9 protein-coding genes are annotated in these 14,819 nt (G+C 74.0%); 8 read left to right on the top strand and 1 reads right to left on the bottom strand.

The window, feature by feature from the left end:
* Positions 1-9: 9 nt before the first annotated feature.
* The 6 genes from ACIA8R_RS42665 to kstD all read left to right on the top strand — a co-directional run bounded on the left by ACIA8R_RS42665 (position 10) and on the right by kstD (position 11,331).
* Positions 10-1,221 carry a cytochrome P450 gene (locus ACIA8R_RS42665; protein ID WP_357703710.1) on the top strand — a complete coding sequence of 404 codons (1,212 nt, stop codon included), beginning with the start codon at positions 10-12 and terminating at the stop codon, positions 1,219-1,221.
* Positions 1,222-1,276: 55 nt separating this feature from the next.
* Entirely contained in the window at positions 1,277-4,123 is a 2,847-nt protein-coding gene (locus ACIA8R_RS42660) for an ATP-binding protein (protein ID WP_397043303.1), read from the top strand.
* Positions 4,124-4,197: 74 nt separating this feature from the next.
* Positions 4,198-4,320 carry a hypothetical protein gene (locus ACIA8R_RS42655; protein WP_357703714.1) on the top strand — a complete coding sequence of 41 codons (123 nt, stop codon included), beginning with the start codon at positions 4,198-4,200 and terminating at the stop codon, positions 4,318-4,320.
* 27 nt (positions 4,321-4,347) lie between these two features.
* Entirely contained in the window at positions 4,348-8,403 is a 4,056-nt protein-coding gene (locus ACIA8R_RS42650; protein ID WP_397043301.1) for a S8 family serine peptidase, read from the top strand.
* Between the two features lie 205 nt (positions 8,404-8,608).
* The gene (locus ACIA8R_RS42645; protein ID WP_364093309.1) at positions 8,609-9,499 is read left to right on the top strand and encodes a YihY/virulence factor BrkB family protein; all 891 of its coding nucleotides are present in this window, start codon (positions 8,609-8,611) and stop codon (positions 9,497-9,499) included.
* 74 nt (positions 9,500-9,573) lie between these two features.
* Positions 9,574-11,331, top strand: a complete 1,758-nt coding sequence (kstD, locus tag ACIA8R_RS42640; RefSeq protein ID WP_357703720.1) for a 3-oxosteroid 1-dehydrogenase — start codon at positions 9,574-9,576, stop codon at positions 11,329-11,331.
* 3 nt (positions 11,332-11,334) lie between these two features.
* Here the strand turns inward: kstD and ACIA8R_RS42635 are convergent, their stop codons facing one another.
* The gene (locus ACIA8R_RS42635) at positions 11,335-11,988 is read right to left on the bottom strand and encodes a hypothetical protein (protein ID WP_397043298.1); all 654 of its coding nucleotides are present in this window, start codon (positions 11,986-11,988) and stop codon (positions 11,335-11,337) included.
* Positions 11,989-12,188: 200 nt separating this feature from the next.
* Between ACIA8R_RS42635 and ACIA8R_RS42630 the strand changes: the two genes are divergently transcribed.
* Together ACIA8R_RS42630 and ACIA8R_RS42625 are read left to right on the top strand one after the other, a co-directional pair.
* A complete protein-coding gene (locus ACIA8R_RS42630; RefSeq protein ID WP_397043296.1) occupies positions 12,189-13,034 on the top strand; it encodes a M55 family metallopeptidase in 846 nt (281 codons plus the stop codon).
* Between the two features lie 271 nt (positions 13,035-13,305).
* Entirely contained in the window at positions 13,306-14,694 is a 1,389-nt protein-coding gene (locus tag ACIA8R_RS42625; protein WP_357709768.1) for an APC family permease, read from the top strand.
* Positions 14,695-14,819 lie beyond the last annotated feature (125 nt).

Here is a 14,819-nt window from a genome sequence, read left to right as displayed (position 1 = left end):
GTGCAGGACATGACCTCGGACGCCGCCTTCCAGCGCATCCTCGACCCGGCCGGCCGCGCCGACCCCTATCCGTCCCTCGGGGAGCTGCGCAGGAACCCGGTGACCCGGCTGAAGGACGGCTCGTACGTGGTCAGCACGTACCGGGAGATCGTCGAGCTGCTGCACGACCCGCGGGTGAGCTCCGACCGGCGCAACCTGGCCGACGCGCCGGAGACGCCGGAGCACGCGCCCGCCTTCATCCGGCTCGACCCGCCGGAGCACGACCGGCTGCGCCGCCTGACCATGCGCCACTTCGGCCCGCCGCACTCGCCGGGCGTCGTGGACGGCCTGCGCCCGATGATGCTGGCCACCACCACCGAGCTGATCGACGCGCTGGCGGGCAAGAACCGGGCCGACGTCGTCGACGAGGTCGCCTACCCGCTGCCGATCGCGGTGATCTGCCGGCTGCTCGGCGTCCCGGCGGAGGACGAGCAGCAGTTCCACGCCTGGGCGGACCAGATCGTCGAGACGCTCGGGCCGGGCGAGGAGGACCGCGCCGAGCGGGCGCGGGAGCGTCAGGCGGTGTCGGAGAACCTGGAACGTTACCTCGCCGGGCTGGCCGAGGAGCGGCGGCGGGAGCCGGGCGACGACATGTTGTCCGGGTTCGTCACCTACGAGGGGCCCGACGGCCGCATGACGCCGGAGGAGGTCGTCGCCACCTCCCTGCTGCTGCTCATCGCCGGGCACGAGACCACGATCAACCTCATCGCCAACGGCATGCTCACCCTGCTGCGCGACCCGATTTTGCTGGAACGCGTGCGCGCCGACCCCGACCTCGTCATCACCGCGGTCGAGGAGCTGCTGCGCTTCGAGCCGCCCGTGCAGCTCGTCTCCTCGCGGGTCACCCTGGACGACGTGGTCGTCGGCGGCGTGACGATCCCGGCGGGCTCGCCCGTCGTGCTCGCGCTGGCGGCGGGCAGCCGCGACCCGGCCCACGTGCGCGAGCCCGACCGGTTCGACCCGTGCCGCAGGCCCAACGAGCACCTGGGGTTCGGCGGCGGCGTCCACTACTGCTTCGGCGCGCCGCTGGCCCGGCTGGAGGCGCAGGTCGTGCTGGGCGAGCTGGTGCGCAGGGTGCGCAATCCGCGGCTGGTCGCCGACCCGCCGCCGTACCGGCCCAGCGCGGTGCTGCGCGGCCCGCGCCACCTGCTGATCGACTACGACGGCATCGCCCCCGCCTGACGCGGCGGAGTGCCCTGACGTTGATCTATGGGTTCGTGTGCAGTTGAATGAGCGGGTGCGTGCTGGGCGGGTGGTCTCCCCGGTTCTGGTGGGTCGGGAGAGCGAGCTCGCCCGGCTCGTCGCGCTGGTCGCCGGGGCGCCCGCCGTGGCCGTCGTCGAGGGCGAGGCCGGCATCGGCAAGTCCAGGCTGACGGCCGAGCTGCTCGGCGATCCCGCGGTGGCGGGCCTGCGGGTGCTGAGCGGGGCCTGCGTCCAGATCAGGGAGCCGTTCCCGCTGGGGCCCGTCGTCGAGGCGCTGCGCGGGCGCGCGTCCGAGCTGGACGGGGCGGCGCTGTCGCCGGTCGCCGGGGCGCTGCGCGAGCTGCTGCCGGAGCTGGCCGGCGTGCTGCCGGAGACGCCGCCGCCGCTCGACGACCGGGCGGCCGAGCGGCACCGGGTCTTCCGGGGGCTCGCCGAGGTGCTGACCGCGCTGGGCCCCGCCGTCCTGGCGGTGGAGGACCTCCACTGGGCCGACGGGCAGACGGTCGAGTTCCTGACGTACCTGATGTCGGTGCTGCCCGGCACGTTACGGGTGGTGCTGACGTACCGGAGCGAGGAGGCGTCCGGGGCGGTACGCGCGATCACCGCGCGCGCCCCCCACACGATCGCGGCCGAGCATCTGGTGCTGCCGCCGCTCGACGCCGCCCAGACGCGGGTGATGGCCTCGGTGATCCTCGGGGCCGAGGAGGTGACGGCGGAGTTCGCCGAGCACCTGTGCGGGCGGGCCTCCGGGCTGCCGCTCGCCGTCCAGGAGCTGCTGGCGCTGCTGCGCGACCGCGGCACGCTGATCCGGTGGGAGGGCGGCTGGGCGCGGCGGGCCCTGGAGGAGCTGGACGTGCCGAGCGGCGTGCGCGCCTCGGTACGGGAACGGGTGGCCCGGCTCTCCCCCGGCGCCAAGGAGGTGGCGGAACGGGCCGCCGTGCTGCAACTGCCGGTGCCGGTCGCCCTGCTGTCAGGGCCGGACGTCGGCGCGATCGACGAGGTGCTCGGCTCCGGGCTGTTCGCCGACACCGGCGGGCTGGTCGGGTTCCGGCACGTGCTGGCGGCGCAGGCGGTCTACGAGGCGATCCCGCTGGGCCGCCGGCAGGCCCTGCACGCGGCCGCCGCCGACACCGTACGCGAGCTGCGCCCGGTCCCGCTGGGCCGCCTGGCCCACCACCTGCGCCAGGCCGGCCGGGCCGATCAGTGGGTGGAGGCCGCGATCGAGGCGGCCGAGCAGGCGTCGAGGCTGGGTGACGACGCCGAGGCCGCGCGCCTGCTGGAGGACGTCCTGCGCGGCGCCGAGCTGCCCGCCGCCCGGCGCGCCGAGCTGACGGTGAAGCTGGGCTGGGCCGCCCTGGAGCTGCTGCGCCCGCCGCCGGTCGCCGACCTGGTCACCGGCGCGCTGGAGCAGGACGTGCCGCCCCCGTTCCACGGCCACCTGCGGCTGCTGCTGGCGCTGCATCTGGAACGCACCCGCATCGACGGCGCCCGCATCGGCGAGGCGTTCGCGCGGGCCGCCGACGACCTGGCCGGCGAACCGGGGCTGGCCGCGTGGGCCATGGCCGGCGTCGGCCGCCCGCCCAGCGGCCTGCCGCCGGAGGAGACCATGTCGTGGCTGGAACGGGCGCTGGCGACGCTGCCCGCCGTCGCCGACCCGGCCATGCGCATGCTGGTGCTCGGCAAGATCGCGATGATCTTCGTGGTGATGGGCGACCCGCGCTGGGCCGTGCTCGCCGACGACCTGCTGCGGGAGACCGGCGGGCGGCGGCTGCTGCGCCGCGAGGTCAACGCCTACCGCTCGATCGGGGGCGCGGCCCTGTTCAGCGGGCACCACCGCCGGGGCCGCCGCCTGCTGACCGCGGCGGTCGAGGAGGGCGCCGAGCCGGACCTGCGCGAACGGCTCGAACTGCGCTGCCTGGTGAACCTGGCCGCGGCCGACTACTTCGAGGGCTCCTGGCACGGGCTGCCGGCCAGGCTCCAGGAGCTGCGCGACCAGTTCGGCGACGAGCCGCACGAGCGCATCCTCGTCGACATCGTGACCGCCTGCCTGGCCGCGGTGCAGGGCCGCCAGGAGGCCGCGCTGCCGCCGCTGCTCGACGCCGCCGCCGAGGCGCGTACCCGGGGGCAGTACGACGACCTCGTGCTGCCGCTGGCGATGCTGCTCAGGCTGACCGCCGCGCGGGGCGAGCCGGAGGCGGCGATCGAGGCGGCCGTCGAGGCGGGCCGCCACTGGGAGGCGAGCGAGCTGTGGCCGGTGGCGGTCCGCGCGCTGCCGGGGTTGACCGAGGCGCTGCTGGCGGCGGGCCGTCCGGAGGAGGCCGCCGAGGTCGTGGCGCGGCACGCCGCCCGGGTGGACGGGCTCGACGCGCCGCTGGCCGCGCCCGCGCTCGCGCAGTCCCGCGGCCTGCTGGCCGCCGCCGAAGGGCGGTGGGCGCGGGCCGCGGCCGAGTTCGCCGCCGCCGCCGACGCCTTCGAGACGGTCCCGGCCCGGTACGAGGCCGCGCAGGCGAGCGAGCAGGCCGCCGCGTGCCTGTTCGCCCTCGACGCCCCCGAGGCCGCCGTCCGGCTGGGCCGGGCCGTCGCCGTGTACGCCGACCTCGGGGCACGCTGGGACCTCGACCGCGCGACCGGGCTGGGCCGCAGATGGGGCGTGCGCCCGGCCGCGCAGAGCGCTCCCGCGCAGGCGGGGAACGACCACGCGCTGTCGGCCCGGCAGGAGCAGGTGGCCCGGCTGGCGGCCGAGGGGCTGACCAACCAGGAGATCGCCAGGGAGCTGTTCCTGTCGCCGAAGACGGTGGACAAACACGTGAGCGCGGCCATGCGGAAGGTGGGGGCGCGGTCGCGGACGGAGCTGGCCCGCCACCTCCTCCCCGGCGACTGAATCGGCAAGTTGGGGATTTTTCCCCATAGGGCACCCCATACCCCACCCCATACGGCTGCCGCGACACTTTCGGCATGTCCGAAAGCACCCACGACCCCGGCCGGCCGGACCCGGACGACCCCGTCCCCGACGCCTCCTCCCTCCACGAGGAGACCCCGGAACCTCCTCGCCCCCCGGACGGCTTCGAGCCCGTCTGACCCCCTCCCCCCGCCAGAAAGGCCACCATGGCACTGCCCCGCCCCCCGCTGGCGCGCCGGACAGGCGTCCTGCTGACCGCGGTCACCGCGCTCGCCGGCGTGCTGACCGCCGGTCCGGCGACCGCCGCGACGCCGGACACCCCCGCCCCCGCCTCCCCCGCCTCCCCCGCCTCCCCCGCCTCCCCCGCCGTCCCCGCTGTCCCCGCGCAGGCCGCCAAGGACGTCGCCCTGTCCGGGGTGCGCGCCCAGAAGGTCACCGTCACGCTGATCACGGGCGACAAGGTGCAGCTCACCCGGTCGGCCGCCGGCCGGTACCACGTCGAGCCGGCCCCCGGCACCCGCCAGGACGGCCGCCGGATCAACCTGTTCACCCAGTTCACCCCGGACGGCGTCTTCGTGCTGCCGGACGACGCGATCGCCGCCGTCCAGGCGGGGCTGGTGGACCGGCGGCTGTTCGACGTCAAGTACCTGGCCGAGAACGGCTACGCCGACGACGTGGCCAAGCGGCTGCCGGTCATCGTGCAGTACCCGGGCGACCAGCCCGAGGCCGCGGTCAAGCGGTCGGCCGCCGCCGTCCCCGCCAGCGACCCCACCCGGACGCTGGAGAGCATCCACGCCTCCGCCCTCGACGTCACCAAGGCCGAGGCGGGCGCGTTCTGGCAGGCCGTACGCGGCGGGCAGAGCGCCGGGGAGGGCCTGGCCAAGGCGCCCGGCAAGCTGAACGGCGGCATCGCCAAGCTGTGGCTGGACGCCAAGGTCAAGGCCGACCTGGACGTGAGCGTCCCCATGATCGGCGCACACCAGGCATGGGAACGCGGCCAGGACGGGACCGGCGTGAAGATCGCCGTCCTGGACACCGGCGCCGACACCGGCCACCCCGACCTGGCCGGGAAGATCGCCGACAGCAAGTCGTTCGTCCCGGAGGAGCCCGTCAAGGACGGGCACGGGCACGGCACCCACGTCGCCTCCACCATCGCCGGCACCGGCGCGGCCTCGGGCGGCAAGTACAAGGGCGTCGCCCCCGGCGCCCAGCTCGTCGTGGGCAAGGTGCTCGACAACACCGGCTCCGGCCAGGAGTCGTGGATCATCGAGGGCATGGAGTGGGCCGCGCGCAGCGGCGCCAAGGCCGTCAGCATGAGCCTCGGCGGCCCGCCCAGCGACGGCACCGACCCGCTCAGCCAGGCCGTGAACGACCTGACCGCCGAGACCGGCACCCTGTTCGTGGTCGCCGCGGGCAACCTGTACGAGGCCGAGACGATCAGCATGCCCGGCGCCGCCGACGCCGCGCTGACCGTGGCCGCGGTGGACAAGAAGGACCAGCTCGCCGCGTTCTCCAGCCGCGGGCCGCGCCCCGGCGGCGGGCTCAAGCCCGACATCGCCGCGCCCGGCGTGGACATCGTGGCCGCGCGGGCGGCCGGCACCGCCATGGGCTCCCCGGTGGACGCGAGCTACACCGGCGCCTCCGGCACCTCCATGGCCACGCCGCACGTGGCCGGCGCCGTGGCGATCCTGGCGCAGCAGCACCCCGACTGGACGGGCCAGCAGCTCAAGACGGCCCTGATGTCCACCTCCAAGGACGACGGCTTCACCGTCTATGAGCAGGGCGCCGGCCGGGTGGACCTGGACCGCGCGACCAGCCAGCAGGTGTTCGCCGGCGGCGGCGTGGACTTCGGCCTGCTGGAGGCCGGCAGCGCGGCGAAGACCGGCGAGGTCTCCTACCGCAACCTGGGCGACCGGCCCGTCACGCTCACGCTGAAGGCGGCGATGGGCGCCGCGAAGCCGGTGCTCGCCGACGCGACGCTGACCGTCCCCGCCGGCGGCACGGCCGCCACCACCGTCACCCTCGACCCGGCCGAGCTGGCCGTCGGCACCTACAGCGGGGCCGTGACGGCCGAGGCCGACGGCGTCCGGCTCACCACGCCGCTCGGCGCGGTCCGCGACGTCCCCAAGTACGACCTGACCATCCGCACCCTCGACCGGGACGGCAAGCCGCGCACCCCGTCGGCCATGAGCGTCCTGGACGTCGACGGCAACAAGGGCGTGCTCGGCCCCCACCGCATCGACGACACGGGCCTGGTCGTGACCCGCGTCCCGGCGGGCACCGTCAGCCTGCTCCAGGTGCTCGACTGGGTGGACGGCGACGACCGCGCCAACCGCGCCTGGCTGTTCGAGCCCGAGCTGACCATCACGGGCGACACCGAGGTCACCCTCGACGCCCGCAAGGCCACCGAGATCAGCTTCAGCGCCCCGAAGACCGCGCAGCCGCTGAACAACGCCCACGACGTCTTCTTCCAGCGCACCCTGCCCAACGGCAAGGTCTACGGCGGCACGCTGCTGGCGAGCCGTCCGGTCGGCGCGTGGGAGAAGACGTGGGCGCTGCCGACCAGGAAGGTCACCAAGGGCGGCTTCCGCTTCACCGGCCAGTGGGAGCTGGGCGTGCCCGAGGTCACCATGACCATGCGCGCCTCCAAGCGCACGACCCTGCACCCGGTCACCCGCGTCCACGTGATCGACTCGGGTGAGATCCATCCCGGGTACGTCCCGTTCGCGGGAAGCAAGGACCTGCGGGTGGTCGACGCGGGCAAGGGCCGTCCCGAGGAGCTGGCGGGCAAGGACCTGCGCGGCGCGCTCGTGCTGGTCGACGCCGAGCCCACCGAGGGCGTCCTCGGACCGGTGTGCGGCCTGCAGATCGAGCGCGTGGGGCCGATCAGGGACGCGGGCGCCGCCGGTGTCCTGGCCTTCAACGAGCAGGCCGCCTCCTGCCCGATTCCGCTGCCCATCTCGCAGAAGCCGTTCAGCGGGCCGTTCAAGCCGGTCGACATCCCCGTCGCCTACGTCTCCAACGCCGAGGGCGTGAAGATCCGCGAGGAGGCCGGGCGGGGCAAGGTGACCGTCCGGGTCGAGGGCACGCCGGTCACGCCGTACTCGTACGTGTTCAGGCCGTCCGCCGACGGGCGCGTCCCGGACTCGATGCGGTACGAGGTGAGCGAGCGCCGGCTGCACCAGGTCGACCTCGACGTGCACGGCGCGCCGTACACGAAGTACATGAGCTGGCGCGCGTCCTGGCGGACCGACGACATCTCCTACACGACGACCAACACCGACCTCATGCACTGGTCGATGCCGATGCCCGAGCGCAGGTCGCAGTACATCTGGCCGCTCGATGCCAGAACCGTGAGCGAGGCGGGCCTGTCGGCGCTCGTCGGGTCCGAGCCGGGTGCGGAGATCCAGGAGACCCGCTACCGGGACGAGGTGTTCGACCGGCCGGGCACCACCGTCCAGAAGTGGTTCGCCACCCCGAGCACGCCGGGCGCCTCGACGGCCTCCGACAAGCTGTACGCGCTCGGCGGCGACCCGGACGCGCCCCCGCTCAAGCAGAACGTCATCGGCGTGCCGTGCGCGATCTGCGTGCACGACGGCAACCTGTGGGTGACGCCGTCCCTGGTCAACGGGGTCGGGGAACGGCGCGACGACGGCAGCTCGTTCGGCGACCTCGCGCCGCGGTACGAGCTGCACCTGTACCGCGACGGCAAGGAGCTGCCGAACGCCCCCGTGCCGGGGTTCGACACGCTGCCGCGCTACCCGCTGCCCAAGGAGCCGGGCGTCTACCGGCTGACGGCCAAGAACGCCCAGCAGGACATCGAGTGGACGTTCACCGCGCCGCCGGCCAAGGAGCAGCTCAGGCCGGGCGTCAACTGCTACGCCTGGTTCCTGGACGGGCTGGTCGAGCAGTGCCGCACCACGCCGGCGGTCTACGTCAGCTACGACCTCGGTGACAGCCTGTCCGCCGGGAACACGGTCGCGGCCGGGCGCAGGCACACGTTCGAGCTGGAGGCCTACCACGGGCCGTCGGCGGCGAAGATGCCGGCGATCACCGGCGTGCGGCTGTGGACCAGCACCGACGACGGCGCCACCTGGCAGCCCGCCGACCTCAAGAAGGGCCGGGACGGCGTCTACACCGCCGGCGCGAAGTACCCGGCCCATCGCGCCACCAAGGGCGCGGTGAGCCTGAAGGTGGAGGCGTGGGACGCGGCGGGCAACCGCGTCAGGCAGACCACCCTCCGCGCCTTCGACCTCCGCTGACCGCAACGACCGCGGCCGCCCACCCGGCGACCGCGGTCACCCACCGGGCCGCACCGGGCCGGCCCGCACGCCCAGTGGCCGCGGTCACCCCGCCGGGCGGGCCCGACGGTACCCCGCCCGTTCCCCTGCTGATCGGCTCATGGCGGTACGGTGAGCACCCGGCGGCGTACGGCCACCGGGACGCGAGCGAAGGGGACCCCGCGCCATGAACGCCACCGGACCGCACAAGCGCCTGGCGGCGGCCTGGCAGCGGGCCCGCGACCGGCACGGCTGGCTCGACCACCTGTCCCGCGCCGTGGTGCGCTACGACAAGGCCGACGCCGGCCGGCTGTCGGCGGCCCTCACCTACTACTCCTTCTTCGCCACCTTCGCCCTGGCCCTGCTGGCCTTCGGCATCCTCGGCCACGTCATGGACGACCCGACGGTCCTCGCCACGGTCCAGCACTACCTGAGCGAGAACTTCCCGCGCCTCGACGTCCAGGCGATCCGGGAGGCCGGGGGCACGGCCGGCGCGGTGGCCTTCGTCGCGCTGCCGGTGACCGGGCTGTTCTGGATGGACACCCTGCGCTCGGCCACCCGGGCGATCTGGCAGCTCGACGAGTACCCGGGGCGCTTCCTCCTGCGCCAGCTCATCGACCTGGGCGTGATGGCCGGGCTCGGGCTGCTGCTCGCCCTGTGCCTCGCCGTCGCCTTCGCCGCCGAGCGGCTGCTGACCTGGCTGGCGGTGCTCACCGTGGGCGTGGAGGCCCTGCCGGCGCAGTGGGTGCTCACCGCGGCCGGGATCGTGCTCGGCCTCGGCGTGAACACGCTGCTGGCCATGGCGCTGCTGACCGCGCCGCCCCGGTTGCGGGTGCCGCTGCGCCGCGTGATGGGCCCGGCGCTGGTCATCACCGCCGGGCTGGAGATCCTCAAGACGATCGGCCAGGTCTACGTCAACCTCACCGCGGCCAACCCCGCCTACCGGGTCGTCGCGGGCGCGGCGGGCATGCTGCTGTTCCTGAAGGTGCTCAACCAGCTCATCCTGTTCGCCACCGCCCTGACGGCGACCGGCACGGCGGGCCACGTCAAGGATCTGGGCGTCCGGCGGGGCCGTTGACAGGGTAACCAACCAAGCGCATGCTCGTTTCGGCGAGGGGGCCGACCGGCTCTCCCCTGTCGAAGGGATCACCGATGCGACCTGCCTCAGCGGCCTCCGACGACCTCACCCCCCAGGGGCGCAGCCGCCGTTCCCTGCTCATCGCGGGCGGGATCCTGGTCACCGGCGCGGCGCTCGGCCAGGACCCGGCCTACGCCGAGGCCGACTACGACGTGGTGGTGGTCGGCTCCGGGGCCGCCGGGATGACCGCCGCCCTCACCGCCGCCAAGCGCGGCCTGAGCACCGTCGTGCTGGAGAAGGCGCCGACGTTCGGCGGGTCCGCCGCGCGGTCGGGGGCGGGCATCTGGATCCCGTGCAACGAGGTGATCCTGGCCGCCGGGGTGCCGGACACGCCCGCCAAGGCCGCCGCGTACCTGGCCCGCGTGGTGGGCGACACCGTCCCGGCCGCGCGGCAGCAGGCGTTCCTGAACGCGGGGCCGCAGATGATCTCGTTCGTGACGCGCAACAGCCCGCTGCGCTTCCGGTTCATGGAGGGGTACTCCGACTACTACCCGGAGTTCCCCGGCGGGATGCCGGGCGGGCGCTCCATCGAGCCGGACCAGTTCGACGGCAACCTCCTCGGCCCGGAGCTGGCCCGGCTGAACCCGCCGTACATGGCGACCCCGGCGGGCATGGTGGTCTTCAGCGCCGACTACAAGTGGTTGACGCTCGCCCTGGTCAACCCGAAGGGGGCGGCGGTGTCGGCGGCGTGCCTGCTGCGGGGCACCGAGGCCGCGCTGCGCGGCGAGAAGCCGCTGACGATGGGGCAGGCGCTGGCCGCGGGGCTGCGCGCCGGGCTGCTGGCCGCCGGGGTGCCGGTGTGGCTGAACACGCCGCTGCTCGGCCTGCACGTCGAGGACGGCCGGGTCGCGGGCGTGGTCACCCCGGCCGGGGTGGTCAGGGCCAGGCGCGGAGTGATCGTCGGGTCGGGCGGGTTCGAGCACAGCGCGGCGATGCGGGCCGAGTTCCAGCGCCAGCCCATCGGGACGAGCTGGACCGTCGGCGCCAAGGAGAACACCGGCGACGGCATCGAGGCCGGCGAGCGGGCCGGCGCCGCGCTGGACCTGATGGACGACGCCTGGTGGGGGCCGGTGATCCCGCTGCCCGGCGAGCCGTACTTCTGCCTGGCCGAGCGGACCCTGCCGGGCTGCGTCATCGTCAACGGCGCAGGCCGGCGTTTCGTCAACGAGGCCGCGCCCTACAGCGACGTCGTGCACGTCATGTACGACCGCAACACCCCGTCCGACCCGCACATCCCCGCCTGGCTGATCATCGACCAGCAGTACCGCGACAAGTACCTGTTCAAGGACATCGCCCCGCTGCTGCCCTTCCCCGACTCCTGGTACGACAGCGGCGCCGTGTTCAGAGCCCCGACGATCGAGCAGCTCGCCCGGAAGATCGGGGTGCCGGAGGCCGCCCTGCGGGCCACGGTCACCCGGTTCAACGGGTTCGCCCTGGCCGGGCGGGACGCCGACTTCCACCGCGGCGACAGCGCCTACGACCACTACTACGCCGACCCGTACGTCCGGCCCAACCCGTGTCTGGCGCCGCTCTGGCTGCCGCCGTTCTACGCCTTCAAGATCGTCCCCGGTGACCTGGGCACGAAGGGCGGCCTGCGCACCGACGCCCGCGCCCGCGTGCTGCGCGCCGACGGCTCGGTCGTCCCCGGCCTGTACGCCGCCGGGAACGCCAGCGGCGCCGTCATGGGCCACAGCTACGCGGGCTCGGGCTCGACCATCGGACCGGCCATGACCTTCGGCTACGTGGCCGCGAACGACCTGGCCGGCGGCTGACCGTCAGTCGGCCGTGTAGCTGATCGAGCGCACGTCGTAGCCGGTCGTCCTTGAACCGCGCACGTGCATGAACATCGCGCCGCCCTCGTAGGACCAGGCGCACGCGTAGCCCTTCGGCTCCTTGGTGCACCCCTGGAACTGGTGGACGACGCCGCGCGGGTCGTACCTGACCCGGAACAGCGTCCGCACCGCGCCCTCGGCACCGACCTCCAGGGCCGCGTACCTGTCGCCGCGCTTCCAGGCGGCGAACAGGTGCCCGGCCGCGGCGGACGGCCGCTCGACGTGCCGTGACAGGTAGACCTTGGTGACCTTGGAGCCGGTCACGGCCATCGCGATGCCGTTCAGGCCGCCGGGCACGCGCACGCTGGTGTGCACGTACCGGCACACGCCGTTCGAGCAGCCGTCGAAGCGGTCGGGGGCGCGGTAGGCGTAGGTGAAGATCGTGCTCACCGCGGCGGGGGTGGCGACCGCGGCCGCGGCGGCGCGGTCGCGGGCCAGCCAGGCGCGGAACAGCTTGCCCGCCACCTTGCCGGGCGCGGGGGCGGCGGCGGAGGAGGCCGGGGTGGCGGCGAGAGCCGGGGCGACGGCGGGAAGGCCGAGCGTCAGCGTGGCGGTCGTCGCGAGGGCGGCGCCGCCGAGAAGCAGTCGTCTGGACACGCTCCGACGCTAGGATCCGCCCCTTGCGCGGTGATTGCTCCCGGCTTGCAGCCCTTCCGGCACGCCCCCGGGCGGGATCAGCCGCAGGTGCAGCATCGTGCGCGCACACGAAAACGCGGGCCGCCGCGTTGTGCGGTGGTCCGAAGACACAGCGACGCTTCTGGGGGAAGCTGGCCAACCCCCCGTGTGAGAGGAATCCAATGGACGTCTACATATCCGTGGACATGGAAGGCATCTCCGGCATTGCGACGATCGACCAGGTCTCGCGTGGCGGACACGGATATCCGCGCGCCCAGGAGCTGATGACCGCCGAGGCGAACGCCGCGATCGCCGGGGCGTTCGAGGCCGGCGCGGACAGCGTCACGGTCAACGACAGCCACGGCACGATGGACAACTTCCTTCAGGACGCCCTCGACGAGCGGGCCCGGCTGATCACCGGCAGCCCGAAGGCGCAGTGCATGGCGCACGGGATCGGCGAGCGGCACGGGGTCGCGCTGTTCGTCGGCTACCACGCGCCCGGCGGCTGCCCGGGGGTGCTCGCGCACAGCTTCTCGTCGCTGTTCGCCTGGCTCAAGCTCAACGGCGAGTACGTCTCCGAGGCCGAGGTCAACGCGCTGCTCGCGGCCGAGCACGGCGTGCCCGTGGGCCTGGTGACCGGCGACGACCAGATCTGCGAGCTGGCCGGACGGCGGCTGCCCGGGGCGCTGACGGTGACGGTCAAGCGGGCCGAGGGCGTGACGGCGGCCGACAGCCTGCATCCGCGGCGGGCCCGGGCACTGGTCGCCGCGGCCGCGGCCGAGGCCGTGCGGAACGCCTCCACCCTGCGTCCGGTGCCGATCCCGGAGCGGCTGGTGCTGACCGGCGGCTTCCAGACGGCGGCGGCGGCCGAGCTGGCGGCGGGCGTGCCGGGGGCGTACCGGGTGGACGAGACGAGCGTGACCTGCGAGGTCGCCGACCCCTCCAGCCTGGTCGGCCTGATCGGCGTCTGGTACGCCACCTCGGCCCAGGCCGCCCGATCCCGCCTCCCCCTCCTCGGCCTCCACTGACCTCCCCGGCCCGCGGCGACGGCTCCCGCGCCGCGGGCCGGCCCCCGCACCCCTCACGGCGCGGCGGCTGTCCGGCCGCCGCGCCTTTCGCATGCCGGGACGGAAGCTCAGCGTGACGACCTGTTCACGGATGACAAGCGGGGATCGTACAGTGTCAGGATGACGGTCGAGATCACGTGGTCCCGGCGGCGCGCGCCGACCGGCCGGGGTTCGCCGTCGCCCGCGCAAGGCACGTAGCCCGCCATCCGCACGGACGAGAAGGACCACCCCCATGGCTCAGATCAGTCCCCCCAGCCCGCCGGAGGCCGGTAGCGGCCAGCCCAGTCTCAAGCGGGTGATGGGCCCCGGCCTGTTGCTGCTGTTCATCGTCGGCGACATCCTCGGCACCGGCATCTACGCCCTGACCGGCCAGGTCGCCGGCGAGGTGGGCGGCGCGGCCTGGCTGCCCTTCACGATCGCCTTCGTCGTCGCGCTGATCACCGCCTGCTCCTACCTGGAGCTGGTCACGAAGTACCCGGAGGCCGCGGGCGCCGCCCTCTACGTGCACAAGGCGTTCGGCAAGCAGGCGCTGACGTTCCTGGTGTGCTTCGCGGTGATGTGCTCGGGCATCACGTCGGCGTCGGCGGCGTCGCGGGCCTTCGCCGCCAACCTGTCCACCGGGTTCGGCCTCGACGCGGGCAACGGCGTCATCCTGCTCATCGCCGTGGGTTTCATGCTGCTGATCCTGGCCGTCAACCTGCGCGGCGTCGGCGAGAGCGTCAAGCTCAACGTCGTGCTCACCGCGGTCGAGCTGTCGGGGCTGCTGCTGGTCATCGTGCTCAGCCTGTACTTCATCTCCGGCGGCCACGCCGACTTCTCCCGGGTCGTCGCCTTCGAGACGCCCGCCGACAAGGGCGTGTTCCTGGCCGTCAGCGCCGCGACGTCGCTGGCCTTCTTCGCCATGGTCGGCTTCGAGGACTCGGTCAACATGGCCGAGGAGACCAAGGACCCGACCCGGATCTTCCCGCGCATGATGTTCGCCGGCATCGGCATCACCGGGGTGATCTACGTGCTCGTCTCCGTCTGCGCGGTCGCCGTCGTGCCGGTCGGGCAGCTCGCCGCCAGCGAGACGCCGCTGGTGACGGTGGTGCAGACGGCGGCTCCCGGCGTGCCGATCGCCTCGCTGCTGCCGTTCATCTCGATGTTCGCGGTCGCCAACTCGGCGCTGATCAACATGCTGATGGCCAGCCGGCTGCTGTACGGGATGAGCAAGCAGGGCGTGCTGCCGCCGTTCCTGTCGGCGGTCCACGCCACCCGGCGCACGCCGCACGCCGCGATCCTGTTCACCACGGTGATCGCGATCGGTCTCATCACGTTCGTCTCGCTGGTCCCCGACAGCCCGGTCGTGGCGCTGCTGGGCGGCACGACCTCGCTGCTGCTGCTCGCCGTCTTCGCCGCGGTCAACGTCGCCGTGCTCGTCCTGCGCCGGGACGTGACCGGCACCGAGCACTTCAACGCGGGCCGCGTGCTCCCCGTGGTGGGCACGATCACCTGCCTCTACCTGGTGCTGCCGTGGTCCTCCGGGCGCCCGGCGGGCCAGTACGAGATCGCCGGCATCCTGCTGGTGGTCGGCGCGATCCTGTGGGGGGCGTCCTGGTTGTCGGGCCGGCGCCGGGCCTGACCGGCTTTCGCCGGGATTTCCGCCGGCATTCCGGGCGGGCGGCGCCTGACGCGAATCCCGCGCCATTCGCAGGCCTTTTCCCTTCCGATTCCGCCCCCCGGCGGCCTTAAGCCCGGCGGAAGAAG

Origin of the sequence: Nonomuraea sp. NPDC051191, from assembly GCF_044455665.1 — a bacterium.
Classification (GTDB): Bacteria; Actinomycetota; Actinomycetes; order Streptosporangiales; family Streptosporangiaceae; genus Nonomuraea.
The sequence above is the reverse complement of the archived record's forward strand: the minus strand, read 5'-3'. Positions and strand labels throughout refer to the sequence as shown.

Excerpts from the sequence above, each read along its gene's own strand:
- ACIA8R_RS42665 (WP_357703710.1), top strand. The coding sequence starts at position 10 with ATGACCTCGGACGCCGCCTTCCAGCGCATCCTCGACCCGGCCGGCCGC.
- ACIA8R_RS42655 (WP_357703714.1), top strand. The coding sequence starts at position 4,198 with ATGTCCGAAAGCACCCACGACCCCGGCCGGCCGGACCCGGACGACCCC.
- ACIA8R_RS42650 (WP_397043301.1), top strand. The coding sequence starts at position 4,348 with ATGGCACTGCCCCGCCCCCCGCTGGCGCGCCGGACAGGCGTCCTGCTG.
- ACIA8R_RS42645 (WP_364093309.1), top strand. The coding sequence starts at position 8,609 with ATGAACGCCACCGGACCGCACAAGCGCCTGGCGGCGGCCTGGCAGCGG.
- kstD (WP_357703720.1), top strand. The coding sequence starts at position 9,574 with ATGCGACCTGCCTCAGCGGCCTCCGACGACCTCACCCCCCAGGGGCGC.
- ACIA8R_RS42630 (WP_397043296.1), top strand. The coding sequence starts at position 12,189 with ATGGACGTCTACATATCCGTGGACATGGAAGGCATCTCCGGCATTGCG.
- ACIA8R_RS42625 (WP_357709768.1), top strand. The coding sequence starts at position 13,306 with ATGGCTCAGATCAGTCCCCCCAGCCCGCCGGAGGCCGGTAGCGGCCAG.